Raw genomic sequence first — 22,379 nt, 5'->3', positions numbered from 1 at the left:
GTCCTTTGTGTTGTTATAACTGATTATTAATTATACATATTTACTTATTCCTTTAAGTTTAAGTTTTTTATTAGTTTACCTTATACAAGAATAAGATTATCAGTTATAAAGTGCCCTAATGCAACTGTGTCGGGAGTAGAGGAGCCACCAATACCAGAAACCCCTTGTAGATTGATAACCAAATCAGCAACATCATCTGTAACCGTGCCATCAGCATCAATCGTTAGTTTGGCACTACCTGCAGTGCCAGTATCTGACACTGTAATATATTTATCAATATTAGCAAAAAGTGTCGCTTGGTTACCACTAGCAGTAATAAAATCTTTTAAATCTAATTTATCACCACCAGCACCAAATATGAAGCCAGTTATGGTGTCTTCGCCATTATCTGTACTTGCATAAACAAAAATATCACTGCCTGCACCGCCATTTATAGTGTCGTTGCCTGCACCACCATTTATAGTATCGTCACCTGCACTACCCGTTATAGTATCGGCGTTATCGGTGCCGATATAAAAATTATATGCAAATGCCCAAGTTTTACCTGAGGTATTATCAATACCTGCAAAGTCATTACCCGAGGTGTCAGTTATAACGCCTGATGCCATTTTGATGTAATAAACACCTGAAGTTAAACTACTTGGGTTAAGAGTGAGTGTTGTGTCGCTAATATTAGCATTAGTAATGCTAATAGTTGCAACTTTTTCTGCGCTATTCCAGATTTCAACAATGCCACCATTTGTTTTGATGTTTTCAGAAAACTCAATTACTAGATTTGAAGGCTCGCCTAAGACATTGGTATCGCTGGTTTTTTCTGTAAAGGTTGGAACTTGTCCATCTACAGAAGAAGGCTGTTGATTGTAGTAGTATTTAAGGGTGCCATCAGCCTCACCCACTACCAAATCTAAATCACCATCGCCGTCAATATCGGCTAGGGTTGGTCTGGAAGAATCCCCCACATCAATGCCATTAAAAGGATTGTCATCTCCAGTTTTTGCTTCATAAGCAGGGTTAGAAGTAGTACCTGTATTTTGATAGTATTTAAGGGTGCCATAAAACTCACCCACCACCAAATCCAGGTCGCCATCGCCGTCAATATCGGCTAGGGTTGGTTTGGAAGAATATCCCACATCAATGCCATTAAAAGGATTACTATCTCCAGTTTTTACTTCATAAGCAGGGTTAGAAGTAGTGCCTGTATTTTGATAGTATTTAAGGGTGCCATAATTCTCACCCACCACCAAATCCAGGTCGCCATCGCCGTCAATATCGGCTAGGGTTGGTTTGGAGTAAAGCCCCACATCAATGCCATTAAAAGGATTGTCATCTCCAGTTTTTGCTTCATAAGCAGGGTTAGAAGTAGTGCCTGTATTTTGATAGTATTTAAGGGTGCCATAATCCTCACCCATCACCAAATCTAGGTCGCCATCGCTGTCAATATCGGCTAGGGTTGGTGAGGAAGAATATCCCACATCAATGCCATTAAAAGGATTGTCATCTCCAGTTTTTGCTTCATAAGCAGGGTTAGAAGTAGTGCCTGTATTTTGATAGTATTTAAGGGTGCCATCATACTTACCCACCACCAAATCTAGGTCGCCATCGCCGTCAATATCAGCCAAGATTGGCACAGAAACATACCCCACATCAATACCCTCAAAAGGATTATTGCCCAAACCTGTTTTTTCAATATACTCAAGCTTAGTCTTAGCCAACACTACTCTATCAGCGGTAAATACTGGTGCATTACCTGCGACATCTGTTATATTATTTAGCGTAATATCGCTTGTTGGATTGTCAATATCAAAGTCTGTGGCGACAATGCTATCTCCAGCTTGAACGCTATATTTAAACACCAGTTTCTTATCACCTGCAGTTGTAGAGGCAGTTTTATCCAAAACAAAGTCTTTGCCTGCAATGACCACTTTAGAGCCTGTGGTGTTATTAAGTTTCAAGGTCTCGCTCATTGTCAGTGTTAGGCTGATAACATCCCCTACCTTAAAAGCAGATTGTCCTGCTGGAATATTGCTTAAAGTCCATGAGTTAGTAGCCGTTGAAGTTTGGGCTTGTCCATCTACAGAAGAAGGTTGTTGATTGTAGTAATATTTAAGGGTGCCATAAACCTCACCCACTACCAAATCTAGATCACCATCGCCATCAATATCGGCTAGAGTTGGTTTGGAAGAATCCCCCACATCAATGCCATTAAAAGGATTGTCATCTCCAGTTTTTGCTTCATAAGCAGGGTTAGAAGTAGTACCTGTATTTTGATAGTATTTAATGGTGCCATAAAACTCACCCACCACCAAATCCAGGTCGCCATCACCGTCAATATCGACTAGGATTGGTGAGGAAGAATATCCCGCATCAATGCCATTAAAAGGATTGTCATCTCCAGTTTTTGCTTCATAAGCAGGGTTAGAAGTAGTGCCTGTATTTTGATAGTATTTAAGGGTGCCATCATTCCCACCCACTACCAAATCTAGGTCACCATCGCCGTCAATATCGACTAGGATTGGTGAGGAAGAATATCCCACATCAATGCCATTAAAAGGATTACTATCTCCAGTTTTTGCTTCATAAACAGGGTTAGAAGTAGTGCCTGTGTTTTGATAGTATTTAAGGGTGCCATTATTCTCACCCACCACCAAATCTAGGTCGCCATCGCCGTCAATATCGGCTAGGGTTGGTGAGGCAGCATTTCCCACATCAATGCCATTAAAAGGATTGCTATTTCCAGTTTTTACTTCATAAGCAGGGTTAGAAGTAGTGCCTGTATTTTGATAGTATTTAAGGGTGCCATAAAACTCACCCACCACCAAATCCAGGTCGCCATCGCCGTCAATATCAACCAAGATTGGCACAGAAACAATCCCCACATCAATACCCTCAAAAGGATTATTGCCCAAACCTGTTTTTTCAATATACTCAAGCTTAGTCTTAGCCAACACTACTCTATCAGCGGTAAATACTAGTGCATTACCTGCGACATCTGTTATATTATTTAGCGTAATATCGCTTGTTGGATTGTCAATATCAAAGTCTGTAGCGGCAATGCTATCTCCAGCTTGAACACTATATTTAAACACCAGTTTCTTATCACCTGCAGTTGTAGAGGCAGTTTTATCCAAAACAAAGTCTTTGCCTGCAATGACCACTTTAGAGCCTGTGGTGTTATTAAGTTTCAAAGTCTCACTCATTGTCAGTGTTAGGCTGATAATATCGCCTGCCTTAAAAGCAGATTGCCCTGCTGGAATATTGCTTAGAGTCCATGGATTGGTCGTGATTGGGATTGGGTTAATGGTGTCATAAGTTACCGCTGTGCTAGTGCTAATTGTTGAATTAGTGCCATCACTAAGCGTTACTACAGCCGTGTAGGTTTTTCCATCGGCTAATTCAGATGGCATATTGGCATGTGCCAGTGTCCAAGTTTTATCATTCGCAATGGTTGGCAAACTTGAAACTGTGGCTACTGAATTACTGCCTTCAAAAAATTCAATCTTAGTAATAGATAAGGTACCTGCTCCCGCTACTGTGCCTGAGAGTGTGGTTGCATCTTTCTCGTTATTATTAATGTAATTATCATCGGCACCTGCCCAAACAATGTCGGTAGTAAGGACGATGGTTTTAAATGCCCATTGGTTGCTGTTTTTAGCAATACCCAGTGCATCGTTGCCTGACATATCCGTTATAGCACCAGAGTTCATTTCTAAATAGTAACTGCCTGCGGTAAGTTTATTATTGGTTAAACCTAATGCTGATACATCAATAGTAAGTTTATCATTGGTAATGCTAAATTTATTTGTATCACTAGCGATATTAATCGTTGCTACTGTTACATCGCTACTATTCTTGATGAGAATACTGCCCGTACCTGCTTTAATATTTTCACTAAAGTCAAGCACTAGATCTGAGGTTTCACCTAAGGTAACACTGGCTTGTGTTGTTAGAGTTGGAACTTGTCCATCTACAGAAAAAGGTGGTTGATTGTAGTAATATTTAAGGGTGCCGTCAATCTCACCTATCACCAAATCCAGGTTGCCATCGCCGTCAATATCGGCTAGGGTTGGTGAGGCAACATTTCCCACATCAATGCCATTAAAAGGATTGTCATCTCCAGTTTTTGCTTCATAAGCAGGGTTAGAAGTAGTGCCTGTGTTTTGATAGTATTTAAGGGTGCCATTACCTTCACCCACCACCAAATCTAGGTCGCCATCGCCGTCAATATCGACTAGGATTGGTGAGGAAGAATATCCCGCATTAATGCCATAAAAAGGATTGTCACCTCCAGTTTTTGCTTCATAAGCAGGGTTAGAAGTAGTGCCTGTGTTTTGATAGTATTTAAGGGTGACATCACTCTCACCCACCACCAAATCTAGATCACCATCGCCGTCAATATCGGCCAGGGTTGGTGTGGAAAAATCCCCCACATCAATGCTATTAAAAGGATTGTTACCTCCAGTTTTTACTTCATAAGCAGGGTTAGAAGTAGTGCCTGTATTTTGATAGTATTTAAGGGTGCCATAAGCCTCACCCATCACCAAATCTAGGTCGCCATCGCCGTCAATATCGGCCAGGGTTGGTGCGGAAAAATCCCCCACATCAATGCTATTAAAAGGATTGCTACCTCCAGTTTTTACTTCATAAGCAGGGTTAGAAGTAGTGCCTGTATTTTGATAGTATTTAAGGGTGCCATAAGCCTCACCCATCACCAAATCCAGGTCGCCATCGCCGTCAATATCGACCAAGATTGGCGTGGAATAACTTCCCACATCAATGCCATTAAAAGGATTATTGCCCAAACCTGTTTTTTCAATATACTCAAGCTTAGTCTTGGTCAACACCACTCTATCAGCGGTAAATACTGGTGCATTACCTGCGACATCTGTTATATTATTTAGCGTAATATCGCTTGTTGGATTGTCAATATCAAAGTCTGTAGCGGCAATGCTATCTCCAGCTTGAACGCTATATTTAAACACCAGTTTCTTATCACCTGCAGTTGTAGAGGCAGTTTTATCCAAAACAAAGTCTTTGCCTGCAATGACCACTTTAGAGCCTGTGGTGTTATTAAGTTTCAAGGTCTCGCTCATTGTCAGTGTTAGGCTGATAACATCGCCTGTCTTAAAAGCAGATTGTCCTGCTGGAATATCGCTTAGAGTCCATGGATTGGTCGTGATTGGGGTTGGGGCTTGAGTATCTACAGAAGAAGGTTGTTGATTGTAGTAATATTTAAGTTTACCACTCTGCCCACCCACCACCAAGTCTAGGTCGCCATCACCATCAATATCAGCTAGGACTGGTGCGGAATAATCCCCCACATCAATGCCATCAAAAGGATTGCTATCTCCAGTTTTTACTTCATAAGCAGGGTTAGAAGTAGTGCCTGTATTTTGATAGTATTTAAGGGTGCCATAAGCCTCACCCACCACCAAATCTAGGTCGCCATCGCCGTCAATATCGGCTAGGGTTGGTGAGGAAGAATATCCCACATCAATGCCATTAAAAGGATTGTCATTTCCAGTTTTTGCTTCATAAGCAGGGCTAGAAGTAGTGCCTGTATTTTGATAGTATTTAAGGGTGCCATTCCTCTCACCCACCACCAAATCTAGGTCGCCATCGCCGTCAATATCGACTAGGATTGGTGAGGAAGAATATCCCGCATTAATGCCATTAAAAGGATTGTCATCTCCAGTTTTTGCTTCATAAGCAGGGTTAGAAGTAGTGCCTGTGTTTTGATAGTATTTAAGGGTGCCATCATTCTCACCCACTACCAAATCTAGATCACCATCGCTGTCAATATCGGCTAGGGTTGGTGCGGAATAAATCCCCACATCAATGCCATTAAAAGGATTATTGCCTCCAGTTTTTGCTTCATAAGCAGGGCTAGAAGTAGAGCCTGTATTTTGATAGTATTTAAGGGTGCCATCATCCTTACCCACCACCAAATCTAGATCACCATCGCCATCAATATCAGCCAAGGTTGGTGTGGAATAATACCCTACATCAATACCCTCAAAAGGATTATTGCCCAAACCTGTTTTTTCAATATACTCAAGCTTAGTCAACACTACTCTATCAGCGGTAAATACTGGTGCATTACCTGCGACATCTGTTATATTATTTAGCGTAATATCGCTTGTTGGGTTGTCAATATCAAAGTCTGTAGCAGCAATGTTATCTCCAGCTTGAACGCTATATTTAAACACCAGTTTCTTATCACCTGCAGTTGTAGAGGCGGTTTTATCCAAAACAAAGTCTTTGCCTGCAATGACCACTTTAGAGCCTGTGGTGTTATTAAGTTTCAAGGTCTCACTCATTGTCAAAGTTAGGCTGATAACATCCCCTGCCTTAAAAGCAGATTGTCCTGCTGGAATATTGCTTAGAGTCCATGAGTTAGTAGCCGTTGGAGTTGGGGCTTGTCCATCTACAGAAGCAGGTTGTTGATTGTAGTAATATTTAAGGGTGCCATCATTCTTACCCGCTACCAAATCTAGGTCGCCATCGCCGTCAATATCGGCTAGGGTTGGTGAGGCAGCATTTCCCACATCGATGCCATTAAAAGGATTGTCATCTCCAGTTTTTGCTTCATAAGCAGGGTTAGAAGTAGTGCCTGTATTTTGATAGTATTTAAGGGTGCCATCAGTCTCACCCACCACCAAATCTAGGTCGCCATCGCCGTCAATATCGGCTAGGGCTGGTTTGGCAGAATATCCCACATCAATGCCATTAAAAGGATTGTCATCTCCAGTTTTTGCTTCATAAGCAGGGTTGGAAGTAGTGCCTGTATTTTGATAGTATTTAAGGGTGCCATAAATCTCACCCACTACCAAATCTAGGTCGCCATCGCCGTCAATATCAGCCAAGGTTGGTGAGGAAGAATATCCCACATTAATGCCATTAAAAGGATTATTATCTCCAGTTTTTGCTTCATAAGCAGGGTTAGAAGTAGTGCCTGTATTTTGATAGTATTTAAGGGTGCCATAAGCCTCACCCACTACCAAATCTAGATCACCATCGCCATCAATATCAGCCAAGCTTGGTGAGGAAAAATCCCCCACATCAATGCCATCAAAAGGATTGCTATCTCCAGTTTTTGCTTCATAAGCAGGGTTAGAAGTAGTGCCTGTATTTTGATAGTATTTAAGGGTGCCATTCTTCTCACCCACTACCAAATCTAGGTCGCCATCGCCGTCAATATCGGCTAGGGTTGGTGCAGAAATATCCCCCACATCAATACCCTCAAAAGGATTATTGCCCAAACCTGTTTTTTCAATATACTCAAGCTTAGTCAACACTACTCTATCAGCGGTAAATACTGGTGCATTACCTGTGACATCTGTTATATTATTTAGCGTAATATCGCTTGTTGGGTTGTCAATATCAAAGTCTGTAGCGGCAATGCTATCTCCAGCTTGAACGCTATATTTAAACACCAGTTTCTTATCACCTGCAGTTGTAGAGGCAGTTTTATCCAAAACAAAGTCTTTGCCTGCAATGACCACTTTAGAGCCTGTGGTGTTATTAAGTTTCAAGGTCTCACTCATTGTCAGTGTTAGGCTGATAACATCGCCTGCCTTAAAAGCAGATTGTCCTGCTGGAATATCGCTTAAAGTCCATGGATTGGTCGTGATTGGGGTTGGGGCTTGAGTATCTACAGAAGAAGGTTGTTGATTGTAGTAGTATTTAAGGGTGCCATTACCTTCACCCACCACCAAATCTAGGTCGCCATCGCCGTCAATATCGGCTAGGGTTGGTGAGGAATAACCTTCCACATCAATGCCATTAAAAGGATTATTGCCTCCAGTTTTTGCTTCATAAGCAGGGCTAGAAGTAGTGCCTGTATTTTGATAGTATTTAAGGGTGCCATTCCTCTCACCCACCACCAAATCTAGGTCGCCATCGCCATCAATATCGGCTAGGGTTGGTTTGGAAGAATCCCCCACATCAATGCTATTAAAAGGATTGCTACCTCCAGTTTTTACTTCATAAGCAGGGTTAGAAGTAGTGCCTGTATTTTGATAGTATTTAAGGGTGCCATAATACTCACCCACCACCAAATCTAGGTCGCCATCGCCGTCAATATCAGCCAAGTTTGGCGCAGAAACATACCCCACATCAATGCCATTAAAAGGATTGTCATCTCCAGTTTTTGCTTCATAAGCAGGGTTAGAAGTAGTGCCTGTGTTTTGATAGTATTTAAGGGTGCCATTACCTTCACCCACCACCAAATCTAGGTCGCCATCGCCGTCAATATCGACTAGGGTTGGTGAGGAAGAATATCCCGCATTAATGCCATAAAAAGGATTGTCATCTCCAGTTTTTGCTTCATAAGCAGGGTTAGAAGTAGTGCCTGTGTTTTGATAGTATTTAAGGGTGGCATTACCTTCACCCATCACTAAATCCAGGTCGCCATCGCCGTCAATATCAGCCAGGGTTGGCGCAGAAGCATTCCCCACATCAATACCCTCAAAAGGATTATTGCCCGAACCTGTTTTTTCAATATACTCAAGCTTAGTCAACACTACTCTATCAGCGGTAAATACTGGTGCATTACCTGCGACATCTGTTATATTATTTAGCGTAATATCGCTTGTTGGATTGTCAATATCAAAGTCTGTAGCGGCAATGTTATCCCCAGCTTGAACACTATATTTAAACACCAGTTTCTTATCACCTGCAGTTGTAGAGGCAGTTTTATCCAAAACAAAGTCTTTGCCTGCAATGACCACTTTAGAGCCTGTGGTGTTATTAAGTTTCAAGGTCTCACTCATTGTCAGTGTTAGGCTGATAACATCGCCTGTCTTAAAAGCAGATTGTCCCGCTGGAATATCGCTTAAAGTCCATGGATTGGTCGTGATTGGGGTTGGGTTAATGGTGTCATAAGTTACTGCTGTGCTAGTGCTAATTGCTGAATTGGTGCCATCACTAAGCGTTACTACAGCCGTGTAGGTTTTTCCATCGGCTAATTCAGATGGCATAGCAGAATGTGCGAGTGCCCAAGTGCCGTCAGCTGCAACAGCTGGTAATCCTGAAGTTATTGCTGTGCCTACTGTATTACTACCTTCAAAAAACTCAATTTTGGTAATCGTTAAAGTACCTGTTCCAGTTACTTTGCCTGAGAGTGCGGTTGCGTCTTTTTCACTATCATTAATGTAGTTATCATCGGCACCTATCCAAGCGATTGTGGTAAAAAGTGCTTTGGTTGCAAATACCCATTGGTTAGTATCTTTAGTAATGGCAGCAGCATCGTTACCTGCTATGTCAGTTACTGTGCCTGCATCCATGGTGATATAGTAACTGCCTTGGGTTAATTTATTATCAGTTAAACCTAATGCTGACACATCAATGGTGAGTTTATCGCCAGCAATGCTAAATTTATTTGTATCACTAGCGATATTAATGGTTGCTACTGTTACATCGCTACTATTCTTGATGAGAATACTGCCCGTACCTGCTTTAATATTTTCACTAAAGTCAAGCACTAAATCTGAGGTTTCCTCTAAGATAACGCTGGCTTGTGTTGTTAGAGTTGGCGCTTGTCCATCTACAAAAAAAGATTGTTGATTGTAATAATATTTAAGGGTGCCATCCTGCTCACCTGTCACCAAATCTAGGTCGCCATCGCCGTCAATATCGGCTAGGGTTGGTACGGAATAAAACTCCACATCAATGCCATTAAAAGGATTACTATCTCCAGTTTTTACTTCATAAGCAGGGTTAGAAGTAGTGCCTGTATTTTGATAGTATTTAAGGGTGCCATAATACTCACCCACCACCAAATCTAGGTCGCCATCGCCATCAATATCGGCTAGGGTTGGTGAGGAAGCACTTCCCACATCGATGCCATTAAAAGGATTGTCATCTCCAGTTTTTACTTCATAAGCAGGGTTAGAAGTAGTACCTGTATTTTGATAGTATTTAAGGGTGCCAGCACTCTCACCCACCACCAAATCTAGGTCGCCATCGCCGTCAATATCGGCTAGGGTTGGTGCGGAAAGATTCCCCACATCAATGCCATTAAAAGGATTGCTATCTCCAGTTTTTACTTCATAAGCAGGGTTAGAAGTAGTGCCTGTATTTTGATAGTATTTAAGGGTGCCATAAGCCTCACCCATCACCAAATCTAGGTCGCCATCACCGTCAATATCAGCCAAGGTTGGCGTGGAAGAACCTCCCACATCAATGCCATTAAAAGGATTATCACCTCCAGTTTTTGCTTCATAAGCAGGGCTAGAAGTAGAGCCTGTATTTTGATAGTATTTAAGGGTGCCATCATCCTTACCCACCACCAAATCTAGATCACCATCGCCATCAATATCAGCCAAGGTTGGTGTGGAATAATACCCCACATCAATACCCTCAAAAGGATTATTGCCCAAACCTGTTTTTTCAATATACTCAAGCTTAGTCTTAGCCAACACTACTCTATCAGCGGTAAATACTGGTGCATTACCTGCGACATCTGTTATATTATTTAGCGTAATATCGCTTGTTGGATTGTCAATATCAAAGTCTGTAGTGGCAATGCTATCTCCAGCTTGAACACTATATTTAAACACCAGTTTCTTATCACCTGCAGTTGTAGAGGCGGTTTTATCCAAAACAAAGTCTTTGCCTGCAATGACCACTTTAGAGCCTGTGGTGTTATTAAGTTTCAAGGTCTCGCTCATTGTCAGTGTTAGGCTGATAACATCGCCTACCTTAAAAGCAGATTGTCCTGCTGGAATATCGCTTAAAGTCCATGGATTGGTCGTGATTGGGGTTGGGTTAATGGTGTCATAAGTTACTGCTGTGCTAGTGCTAATTGCTGAATTGGTGCCATCACTAAGCGTTACTACAGCCGTGTAGGTTTTTCCATCGGCTAATTCAGATGGCATAGCAGAATGTGCGAGTGCCCAAGTGCCGTCAGCTGCAACAACTGGTAATCCTGAAGTTATTGCTGTGCCTACTGTATTACTACCTTCAAAAAACTCAATTTTGGTAATCGTTAAAGTACCTATTCCAGTTGCTTTGCCTGAGAGTGTGGTTGCGTCTTTTTCACTATCATTAATGTAGTTATCATCGGCACCTATCCAAGCGATTGTGGTAAAAAGTGCTTTGGTTGCAAATACCCATTGGTTAGTATCTTTAGTAATGGCAGCAGCATCGTTACCCGCTATGTCAGTTACTGTGCCTGCATCCATGGTGATATAGTAACTGCCTTGGGTTAATTTATTATCAGTTAAACCTAATGCTGACACATCAATGGTGAGTTTATCGCCAGCAATGCTGAATTTAGTTGTCTCAGTAATATTAATGGTTGCTATTACTCTATCATCACTACCTTTAATAACAATACTACCTGTACTACCTGCTTGAATGTCTTCATTAAAATCAAGTATCAGGTCTGAGGTTTCACCCAATTCGGCCGAAGCTTGTGTTGTTAGGATTGGGGCAGTGTTGTCCACTACCACATCATTAGATTCAGCTGAAATAAGTGCTGTTGCAGTGAGTGCATTTGGCGCAAGGGTATCAATAACCTGAATATCATTTGCTGCAACCATATTTCTATTACCAGCAATATCTACAAATTTATCAGCAGCAACGCTAACTTCTAGATTGCCTTGAGTATCTGTATTAGGCACAACAACTAAGGTATAGGCTTTATTGGCATTAACACCTGTGGTAACCAATACTAAATCAGCAGCACCTTTAATAGTGCCATTGGTAATAACAATGTCCTCTTTGGTAAACTCTGTTACTACCTCGTTAAAGGTAAAGGTAAAGATGATTTCTTCACCTGCTTTGGTTGTAGCGTCTTCATTATCGGTAATGGTCAAGGTTGGTGCAACCGTATCAACTTTAAAATCACCTATTTTCTCTATCGCTGGGTTACTAGCAGTATCTTTTATATTGACTTTATAGCTGTAAGTTTGTCCATGGGTTAATGCTTGTAAATCTGTGGCTGTAACAGTAATGGTTGCACTATTGCTGGTAACAGTGCCTGTATAAGTTTTTTGGTTAATAACTAGTGAGACTTCTTGATTGTTTTCTACACCAGTTGTGGCAACTGTTACAGTGCCATTTCTGTTGTCTTCAATAGCGTTTAAAATATCTCCCCAGTTTAGTGTAATGTCTCCAATAGTTGGTACAACACCATCAACATTACGGTCTAATTCAATAGGATAAGTGCCTGTGGTGGTAACTATATTACCTACTGCATCGGTTACTCCTGTTAAGGCAATTGCACTTGCACTGGTAATCTCAAAATCTGCTTTATTGATACTATCATCGACTTTGACAGTGTAAGTAAAGAATAATTGTTTTAACTCATCTACTGATGCCCCTGCTTTGGCGGCACCTTTGCCGGTATCTAGTGTAAATTCCTTATTACCAATGGTCACTTTGCTACTGGTAGCATTGCTTAACGAGAGTGCTTCATTGGTTGTCATGGTTAACTCAATAACATCATCCACTTTAAAGCCTGATTGCCCATCTGTTGGTGAGTTGACTGCCCAGCTTGTTATGATTGGGGCAGCAGTGTCAATTAAAACAGGGGTGGTATTGCCACCTGTGCTTGTGCCGCCGCCTGTTGAAGATAAATTTATTTCAATTGTGTAGGTCTCGCCACTGACTAAAGTCGGTATTTTACTATTGGCTAATGTCCATTCGGTACCATTGGCAGAGGCAAAAGTGGGTAGGTTACTGGTCTCTACAACTTTGTCATTGGCTGTTGTTCCACTGGTTGCTTTAAATGTAATAGCACTGATAACAACGCCTGTTGCACCGCTAGAATTTGTTAATGTGCCTTGAATGGCAAGTGTGCTAAATTCACTGGCATTGATACCATTGTCGCTAACAGAATTACCACTTGCATCTACCCATTGTGCTGTGGTGGTGAATGAATAGACCAGAAAGCCCCAACCACTATTGCTGTCAATACCCTCATAATTATTACCTGCAGTATCTTTAAAAGTGCCTGCATCAATTTTGACATAGTAATTCTTATTGGCTATTAAATCACTACCTGGATTAATAGTGATAATTTTGTTAGTGCTATCAAGACTAACTTGGTTAGCTATATCAATCGTAATAAGAGTGCCAGGGTTGGCTTTATCATAAATGACAATACTGCCTGCTGTGTTTATTGTAACTGCCTCTAAAAAGGTCATCGTTAAGTTTTCATTAGGTGCCATATTGCCACTGAGTGTTGCTACTGGGGCTTTGGTGTCAATTGCTTGCTCGTTATTTGCTGCTGTTGTGCTGTAAGCATTGCCCGCACTGTCTGTAATTGCAGGATTAGCAGACACTGACACTGTTAAGTTAGAACCTACATCTAGGTCACTGCCAGGTACAACGGTCAAGGTATAGACTTTACCTGCATCAGCAGGTGTTGTGCTGGCAATTAAATCAGTACCTGTCTTAATAGCACCATTGCTGATGTTGATAACACTTTTATCAAAACCTGTTACTGCTTCACTAAAGGTAAAGGTATAGGTGATTGTATCGCCAGTTTTAAGGGTTAAAGTATCAGCCTTGTCATCGCTGATAATCAAAGTTGGGGCTTGAGTATCAAAACTTTGATTATTGCTGGCAGCAGCTGATTTTAGTGCTGTGTTAATTTTAGAAGTAGCAGCATCAACGGCTACTGTAAGGCTTATTATGCCTTTGCTGTTTGCAGGAGGGGTTAGTTCTAAAGTATAGACACTTTCACTACCATTAACAGAGGTAAAAGTACCTTTTGTACCGCCTGTAACTGTAATATCATTTATATCAAAATCTGTAACTGCTTCATCAAAAGTAAAGGTGTAGGTGATGTCTTCACCAACTTTAGCGGCGTCGGACTTGTCATCAGTAATACTTAAACCAATCCCCAAACCTGGAGTTGACTCGCTGTTGTCAATATCACTGGATGTAATCTTCTTAAAACCGTTTGAACCTAATAGCCCGTCAGTGCCTGATATATCAATCTTAACAAAACCATCTGCAAAATAAACCCTATCGCCATTAGAGGCTGTGAAGGAGACTTCTTCTTGGTATTCAGTACCGTTAATATTAACAGTTCTTTTGAAGGTGTAGGTATTGCCATCTAGTGTTTGTTCGTAGTTGTTAAAAGTGCCGGTTAAATAAATTAAATCATTGCCACCTGTTGAAGTAAGCCCTGTTGCATCGACTTTGGTGCCTTGTCCTACATAGACGGCATCGTCTCCACTATTGCCAGATGCTTTTAATGCTTGTCCGTGAGATTCAAGTCCGGTGATATCGGAATACCAGTTGACGAAGAAGCCGTTGGTGTTGCTGATGAAGTATTTTGTTTGTCCTGGCATGGGGTTGTCCTTTGTGTTGTTATAACTGATTATTAATTATACATATTTACTTATTCCTTTAAGTTTAAGTTTTTTATTAGTTTACCTTATACAAGAATAAGATTATCAGTTATAAAGTGCCCTAATGCAACTGTGTCGGGAGTAGAGGAGCCACCAATACCAGAAACCCCTTGTAGATTGATAACCAAATCAGCAACATCATCTGTAACCGTGCCATCAGCATCAATCGTTAGTTTGGCACTACCTGCAGTGCCAGTATCTGACACTGTAATATATTTATCAATATTAGCAAAAAGTGTCGCTTGGTTACCACTAGCAGTAATAAAATCTTTTAAATCTAATTTATCACCACCAGCACCAAATATGAAGCCAGTTATGGTGTCTTCGCCATTATCTGTACTTGCATAAACAAAAATATCACTGCCTGCACCGCCATTTATAGTGTCGTTGCCTGCACCACCATTTATAGTATCGTCACCTGCACTACCCGTTATAGTATCGGCGTTATCGGTGCCGATATAAAAATTATATGCAAATGCCCAAGTTTTACCTGAGGTATTATCAATACCTGCAAAGTCATTACCCGAGGTGTCAGTTATAACGCCTGATGCCATTTTGATGTAATAAACACCTGAAGTTAAACTACTTGGGTTAAGAGTGAGTGTTGTGTCGCTAATATTAGCATTAGTAATGCTAATAGTTGCAACTTTTTCTGCGCTATTCCAGATTTCAACAATGCCGCCATTTGTTTTGATGTTTTCAGAAAACTCAATTACTAGATTTGAAGGCTCGCCTAAGACATTGGTATCGCTGGTTTTTTCTGTAAAGGTTGGAACTTGTTCATCTACAGACAAAGGTTGTTGAGCTTGTCCATCTACAGGTTGTTGATTGTAGTAGTATTTAAGGGTGCCATCATACTTACCCACCACCAAATCTAGGTCGCCATCGCCATCAATATCAGCCAAGGCTGGTGAGGAAGAATCCCCCACATCAATGCCATTAAAAGGATTGTCATCTCCAGTTTTTGCTTCATAAACAGGGTTAGAAGTAGTACCTGTATTTTGATAGTATTTAAGGGTGCCAGCACTCTCACCCACCACCAAATCTAGGTCGCCATCGCCGTCAATATCGGCTAGGGTTGGTGCGGAAAGATTCCCCACATCAATGCCATTAAAAGGATTACTATCTCCAGTTTTTACTTCATAAGTAGGGTTAGAAGTAGTGCCTGTATTTTGATAGTATTTAAGGGTGCCATTCCTCTCACCCACCACCAAATCCAGGTCGCCATCGCCGTCAATATCGACTAGGGTTGGTCTGGAAAAATCCCCCACATCAATGCTATTAAAAGGATTGCTATCTCCAGTTTTTGCTTCATAAGCAGGGTTAGAAGTAGTGCCTGTATTTTGATAGTATTTAAGGGTGCCATTACCTTCACCCATCACCAAATCTAGATCACCATCGCCATCAATATCAGCCAAGTTTGGCGCGGAATAACCTCCCACATCAATGCCATTAAAAGGATTATTGCCTCCAGTTTTTGCTTCATAAGCAGGGCTAGAAGTAGTGCCTGTATTTTGATAGTATTTAAGGGTGCCATTCCTCTCACCCACCACCAAATCTAGGTCGCCATCGCCGTCAATATCAGCCAAGATTGGCACAGAAACATACCCCACATCAATACCCTCAAAAGGATTATTGCCCAAACCTGTTTTTTCAATATACTCAAGCTTAGTCAACACTACTCTATCAGCGGTAAATACTGGTGCATTACCTGCGACATCTGTTATATTATTTAGCGTAATATCTCTTGTTGGGTTGTCAATATCAAAGTCTGTAGCGGCAATGCTATCTCCAGCTTGAACGCTATATTTAAACACCAGTTTCTTATCACCTGCAGTTGTAGAGGCAGTTTTATCCAAAACAAAGTCTTTGCCTGCAATGACCACTTTAGAGCCTGTGGTGTTATTAAGTTTCAAGGTCTCACTCATTGTCAGTGTTAGGCTGATAACATCCCCTGCCTTAAAAGCAGATTGTCCTGCTGGAATATTGCTTAGAGTCCATGAGTTAGTAGCCGTTGGAGTTGGGGCTTGTCCATCTACAGAAGAAGGTTGTTGATTGTAGTAATATTTAAGGGTGCCATCAGCCTCACCCGCTACCAAATCTAAATCACCATCGCCGTCAATATCGGCTAGGGTTGGCCTGGAAGAATCCCCCACATCAATGCCATTAAAAGGATTGTCATCTCCAGTTTTTGCTTCATAAGCAGGGTTAGAAGTAGTACCTGTATTTTGATAGTATTTAAGGGTGCCAGCACTCTCACCCACCACCAAATCTAGGTCGCCATCGCCGTCAATATCGGCTAGGGTTGGTCTGGAAGAATATCCCACATCAATGCCATTAAAAGGATTGTCATCTCCAGTTTTTGCTTCATAAGCAGGGTTAGAAGTAGTGCCTGTATTTTGATAGTATTTAAGGGTGCCATTCTTCTCACCCACCACCAAATCTAGGTCGCCATCACCGTCAATATCGGCTAGGGCTGGTTTGGCAGAATATTCTACATTAATGCCATTAAAAGGATTGTCATCTCCAGTTTTTGCTTCATAAGCAGGGTTAGAAGTAGAGCTTGTATTTTGATAGTATTTAAGGGTGCCATCACTCTCACCCACCACCAAATCTAGGTCGCCATCGCCGTCAATATCGGCTAGGGTTGGTTTGGCAGAATATCCCGCATCAATGCCATTAAAAGGATTGTCATCTCCAGTTTTTGCTTCATAAGTAGGGTTAGAAGTAGTGCCTGTATTTTGATAGTATTTAAGGGTGCCAGCACCCTCACCCACCACCAAATCTAGGTCGCCATCGCCGTCAATATCAACCAAGATTGGCACAGAAACATACCCCACATCAATACCCTCAAAAGGATTATTGCCCGAACCTGTTTTTTCAATATACTCAAGCTTAGTCTTGGTCAACACCACTCTATCAGCGGTAAATACTGGTGCATTACCTGCGACATCTGTTATATTATTTAGCGTGATATCTCTTGTTGGGTTGTCAATATCAAAGTCTGTAGCGGCAATGTTATCTCCAGCTTGAACGCTATATTTAAACACCAGTTTCTTATCACCTGCAGTTGTAGAGGCGGTTTTATCCAAAACAAAGTCTTTGCCTGCAATGACCACTTTAGAGCCTGTGGTGTTGTTAAGTTTCAAGGTCTCACTCATTGTCAAAGTTAGGCTGATAACATCGCCTGTCTTAAAAGCAGATTGTCCTGCTGGAATATCGCTTAAAGTCCATGGATTGGTCGTGATTGGGATTGGGTTAATGGTGTCATAAGTTACTGCTGTGCTAGTGCTAATTGCTGAATTGGTGCCATCACTAAGCGTTACTACAGCCGTGTAGGTTTTTCCATCGGCTAATTCAGATGGCATAGCAGAATGTGCGAGTGTCCAGGTGCCGTCAGCTGCAACAGCTGGTAATCCTGAAGTTATTGCTGTGCCTACTGTATTACTACCTTCAAAAAACTCAATCTTAGTAATAGATAAGGTACCTGCTCCCGCTACTGTGCCTGAGAGTGCGGTTGCGTCTTTTTCACTATCATTAATGTAGTTATCATCGGCACCTATCCAAGCGATTGTGGTAGAAAGTGCTTCGGCTGTAGCGTCTTCATTGTCAGTAATGGTTACAGTTGGTGCAACCGTATCAACTTTAAAATCACCTATTTTCTCTATCGCTGGGTTACCAGCAGTATCTTTTATATTGACTTTATAGCTGTAAGTTTGTCCATGGGTTAATGCTTGTAAATCTGTGGCTGCAACAGTAATGGTTGCACTATTGCTGGTAACAGTGCCTGTATAAGTTTTTTGGTTAATAACTAGTGAGACTTCTTGATTGTTTTCTACACCAGTTGTGGCAACTGTTACAGTGCCATTGCTGTTGTCTTCAATAGCGTTTAAAATATCTCCCCAGTTTAGTGTAATGTCTCCAATAGTTGGCACAACACCATCAACATTACGGTCTAATTCAACAGGATAAGTACCTGTGGTGGCAACCATATTACCTACTGCATCGGTTACTCCTGTTAAGGCAATTGCACTTGCATTGGTAATCTCAAAATCTGCTTTACTAACGCTATCATCGACTTTGACAGTATAGGTAAAGAATAATTGTTTTAACTCATCTACTGATGCCCCTGCTTTGGCGGCACCTTTTCTGGTATCTAGTGTAAATTCCTTATTACCAATGGTCACTTTGCTACTGGTAGCATTGCTTAACGAGAGTGCTTCATTGGTTGTCATGGTTAACTCAATAACATCATCCACTTTAAAGCCTGATTGTCCATCTGTTGGTGAATTGACTGCCCAGCTTGTTATGATTGGGGCAGCAGTGTCAATTAAAACAGGGGTGGTATTGCCACCTGTGCTTGTGCCGCCGCCTGTTGAAGATAAATTTATTTCAATTGTGTAGGTCTCGCCACTGACTAAAGCCGGTATTTTACTATTGGCTAATGTCCATTCGGTACCATTGGCAGATGCAAAAGTGGGTAGGTTGCTGGTATCTACAACTTTGTCATTGGCTGTTCCACTGGCTGCTTTAAATGTAATAGCACTGATAACAACGCCTGTTGCACCGCTAGAATTTGTTAATGTGCCTTGAATGGCAAGTGTGCTAGATTCACTGGCATTGATGCCATTGTCGCTAACAGAGTTACCGCTTGCATCTACCCATTGTGCTGTGGTGGTGAATGAAGAAACCAGAAAGCCCCAACCGCTATTGCTGTCAATACCCTCATAATTATTACCTGCAGTATCTTTAAAGGTGCCTGCATCAATTTTGACATAGTAATTCTTATTGACTATTAAATCACTACCTGGATTAATAGTGATAATTTTTTTGGTGCTATCAAGACTAACTTGGTTAGCTATATCAATCGTAATAAGAGTGTCAGAGTTGGCTTTATCATAAATGACAATACTGCCTGCTGTGTTTATTGTAACTGCCTCTAAAAAGGTCATCGTTAAGTTTTCATTAGGTGCCATATTGCCACTGAGTTCTGCTACTGGGGCTTTGGTGTCAATTGCTTGCTCGTTATTTGCTGCTGTTGTGCTGTAAGCATTGCCCGCACTGTCTGTAATTGCAGGATTAGCAGACACTGACACGGTTAAGTTAGAACCTACATCTAGGTCACTGCTAGGTACAACGGTCAAGGTATAGACTTTACCTGCATCAGCAGGTGTTGTGCTGGCAATTAAATCAGTACCTGTCTTAATAGCACCATTGCTGATGTTGATAACACTTTTATCAAAACCTGTTACTGCTTCACTAAAGGTAAAGGTATAGGTGATTGTATCGCCAGTTTTAAGGGTTAAAGCATCAGCCTTGTCATCGCTGATAATCAAAGTTGGGGCTTGAGTATCAAAACTTTGATTATTGCTGGCAGCAACTGATTTTAGTGCTGTGTTAACTTTAGAAGTAGCAGCATCAACGGCTACTGTAAGGCTTATTATGCCTTTACTGTTTGCAGGAGGGGTTAGTGCTAAAGTATAGACACTTTCACTACCATTAACAGAGGTAAAAGTACCTTTTGTACCGCCTGTAACTGTAATATCATTTATATCAAAATCTGTAACTGCTTCATCAAAAGTAAAGGTATAGGTAATAACTTCACCAACTTTAGCGGTGTCGGACTTGTCATCAGTAATACTTAAACCAATCCCCAAACCTGGAGTTGACTCACTGTTGTCAATATCAGTGGATTCAATTCTCTTAAAAGCGCCTGTATTTAAATTTAATAGCCCGTCATTGCCGGTTATATCAATCTTAACAAAACCATCTGCAAAATAAACCCTATCGCCATTAGAGGCTATGAAGGAGACTTCTTCTTGGTATTCAGTACCGTTAATATTAACAGTTCTTTTGAAGGTGTAGGTGTTGCCATCTAGTGTTTGTTCGTAGTTGTTAAAAGTGCCGGTTAAATAAATTGAATCATTGCCACCTGTTGAAGTAAGCCCTGTTGCATCGACTTTGGTGCCTTGTCCTACATAGACGGCATCGTCTCCACTATTGCCAGATGCTTTTAATGCTTGTCCGTGAGATTCAACTCCGGTGATATCGGAATACCAGTTGACGAAGAAGCCGTTGGTGTTGCTGATGAAGTATTTTGTTTGTCCTGGCATGGGGTTGTCCTTTGTGTTGTTATAACTGATTATTAATTATACATATTTACTTATTCCTCTAAGAGGCCTTTGCATAAATCAACTAAAAACACATCAAACTGGTAAAATAAACACCCTCTAAATCAACCATAAAAATACTAAAATGTCCTGGAAAAACACTCAACAAAACTCATTCGCAGATTCTCTTGTCGTTGAGCATAAATCCCTATCAGAACTTGATGATGTTCACAACATCATTAACTGGAATGAGATAGAGCAAACACTTTCAAATTTGTATTCATCCAAGCGAGGTGCGCCCAGTTACCCGCCATTGATGATGTTCAAGATTCTCATCCTTCAAGCTTGGTATGACCTCAGCGATGAAGCCCTAGAGAAACAAATTGCCAGAGACTTAATGTTCAGACGCTTTATTGATTTATCCCTATCTGAGAATGTAGCAGACCATTCAAGCATATGGCGTTTTAGACAACTGCTTAATACGGAGCAACTATTAGAGACCTTTGCATAAATATGAATAATCATCAAAACGCCATCTTTCATCAAATTACAAACTTTTTAAAAACACCCTTAGCCCTGCTAGGAGTGGATTTAAAAAATTTCCAATTTAATAAAATCTGTCATTTTGCTAATCATCCCTATTTATGCAAAGGTCTCTATTAGAGCCATTACTAGAACGAATCAACAATCACTTAGAGCAAAACTCAATTATTGTAACGCTAGGTTCAATTAACATCATTGATGCCACCGTCATAGAAGCCAAACAATCGCGTAAGCGCAAGGGTAAAGATAGCAACAATACCCAAGACTCAGAAGCTGGCTATAATGTGAAGACCGCAGCCGATGGCAAACGCAAAACCACCTATGGCTTTAAAATGCACGCCAATACTGATGAATATGGCTTTGTTAAAAAAATGACCTACACCCCTGGCAATGTCCATGACAGTCAAGAAATGGATAAGTTACTCAACAAGGCTCATGGTCAAGTTTTTGCTGATAGTGCTTATGCCAACAAAAAGAACGATGAAAGACTCGGTAAACACAATAACAAAATACTGCACAGAGCCTACAGAAACAAGCCTTTAACCAAACAACAAAAACAAGACAACAAACAACGCTCATCCATTCGCTATATTGTTGAACGAACCTTTGGACTGTTAAAACTTCACCACGGATTAGGCAAGGCAAGATACCTTGGGTTAGAACGCAATAAAGCCAAAGCACAGCTTATTGCCATGAGCCATAATCTTAAAACTGGGATGAATATTTTTAAAGAAATGCAACGGTTAAAAACGCTTAGGTATTATTGTGTCCAATGAGTGGCAAAAAGTTAAAATAGAAGAAAAAGCCAAGAAAACAGGGTGTTTTTAGATTTTTATTGGAAAATTATAAGAAATTTTAGACAATATTTTTGAAAAATGATAAAAATGAAAATCAAGATAATAAATTATGAATTACGCAAAGGTCTCTCAAAGTATGAGCCGTAGAGCTAACTGTTGGGACAATGCAGTCATGGAGCGCTTTTTTAGAAGCCTCAAGACTGAACGATTAAACTATCAAAGTTTTGCAAATCATTATGAAGTCGTGCAAAATGTAGAAAGTTATATCTACTTTTACAATTGCAAAAGGATTCATTCAGCGATTGGGTATTTAACACCCGCTCAGAAGGTGGCTGAATTGGAAAAAGTGGCTTAAAATTAAAATGTGTCCAAGTTTGTTGAGCCATTACAGGTCTTATTGTGGTCGGAATCGATGCTCTTTTTGTCATAGCACCACCTTAAAGCGTAACTTTCCTTTTTTTAGCAGACAAAAAAAGACCTGCAACAGAATTACAAGTCTTTTTTAGTATTGATTTTTTGCTTATTTTCATCATAAAATTCTTAAATTAATTAAAAATTTGTAT

At 40.8% G+C, this 22,379-nt stretch carries 5 protein-coding genes and 1 pseudogene; 4 read left to right on the top strand and 2 right to left on the bottom strand.

Annotation, left to right across the window (positions count from 1 at the left end):
• Positions 1-80: 80 nt before the first annotated feature.
• Both AB8525_RS10000 and AB8525_RS09995 read right to left on the bottom strand, forming a co-directional pair.
• On the bottom strand, positions 81-14,306 hold the full coding sequence (locus AB8525_RS10000) for an FG-GAP-like repeat-containing protein (RefSeq protein ID WP_369177724.1): 14,226 nt from the start codon (positions 14,304-14,306) through the stop codon (positions 81-83).
• An 86-nt stretch (positions 14,307-14,392) separates the two neighbouring features.
• Positions 14,393-20,479, bottom strand: coding sequence for an FG-GAP-like repeat-containing protein (locus AB8525_RS09995; protein WP_369177722.1), 6,087 nt, complete (start codon positions 20,477-20,479; stop codon positions 14,393-14,395).
• Positions 20,480-20,621: 142 nt separating this feature from the next.
• Between AB8525_RS09995 and AB8525_RS09990 the strand changes: the two genes are divergently transcribed.
• The 4 genes and pseudogenes from AB8525_RS09990 to AB8525_RS09975 all read left to right on the top strand — a co-directional run.
• Positions 20,622-20,987 carry a transposase gene (locus AB8525_RS09990; RefSeq protein WP_369177720.1) on the top strand — a complete coding sequence of 122 codons (366 nt, stop codon included), beginning with the start codon at positions 20,622-20,624 and terminating at the stop codon, positions 20,985-20,987.
• A 2-nt stretch (positions 20,988-20,989) separates the two neighbouring features.
• Positions 20,990-21,139 carry a hypothetical protein gene (locus AB8525_RS09985; protein ID WP_369150050.1) on the top strand — a complete coding sequence of 50 codons (150 nt, stop codon included), beginning with the start codon at positions 20,990-20,992 and terminating at the stop codon, positions 21,137-21,139.
• Positions 21,121-21,795 carry a transposase gene (locus AB8525_RS09980; protein WP_369177718.1) on the top strand — a complete coding sequence of 225 codons (675 nt, stop codon included), beginning with the start codon at positions 21,121-21,123 and terminating at the stop codon, positions 21,793-21,795. The genes AB8525_RS09985 and AB8525_RS09980 overlap by 19 nt, the downstream gene beginning before the upstream one ends.
• 145 nt (positions 21,796-21,940) lie before the next feature.
• A pseudogene (locus AB8525_RS09975) lies at positions 21,941-22,171 on the top strand (integrase core domain-containing protein); the annotation flags it as partial.
• Positions 22,172-22,379 lie beyond the last annotated feature (208 nt).

The organism is Candidatus Thiodubiliella endoseptemdiera (genome assembly GCF_964212635.1).
In the GTDB taxonomy this organism is placed as follows: Bacteria; Pseudomonadota; Gammaproteobacteria; order PS1; family Pseudothioglobaceae; genus Thiodubiliella; species Thiodubiliella endoseptemdiera.
Note: the sequence above shows the minus strand (reverse complement) of the source record. Positions and strands in the feature narration are given on the sequence as shown.

What these genes read in the sequence shown, in the direction of transcription:
- AB8525_RS10000 (WP_369177724.1), bottom strand. Translation starts at nt 14,306, where the DNA reads ATGCCAGGACAAACAAAATACTTCATCAGCAACACCAACGGCTTCTTC.
- AB8525_RS09995 (WP_369177722.1), bottom strand. Translation starts at nt 20,479, where the DNA reads ATGCCAGGACAAACAAAATACTTCATCAGCAACACCAACGGCTTCTTC.
- AB8525_RS09990 (WP_369177720.1), top strand. Translation starts at nt 20,622, where the DNA reads ATGTCCTGGAAAAACACTCAACAAAACTCATTCGCAGATTCTCTTGTC.
- AB8525_RS09985 (WP_369150050.1), top strand. Translation starts at nt 20,990, where the DNA reads ATGAATAATCATCAAAACGCCATCTTTCATCAAATTACAAACTTTTTA.
- AB8525_RS09980 (WP_369177718.1), top strand. Translation starts at nt 21,121, where the DNA reads ATGCAAAGGTCTCTATTAGAGCCATTACTAGAACGAATCAACAATCAC.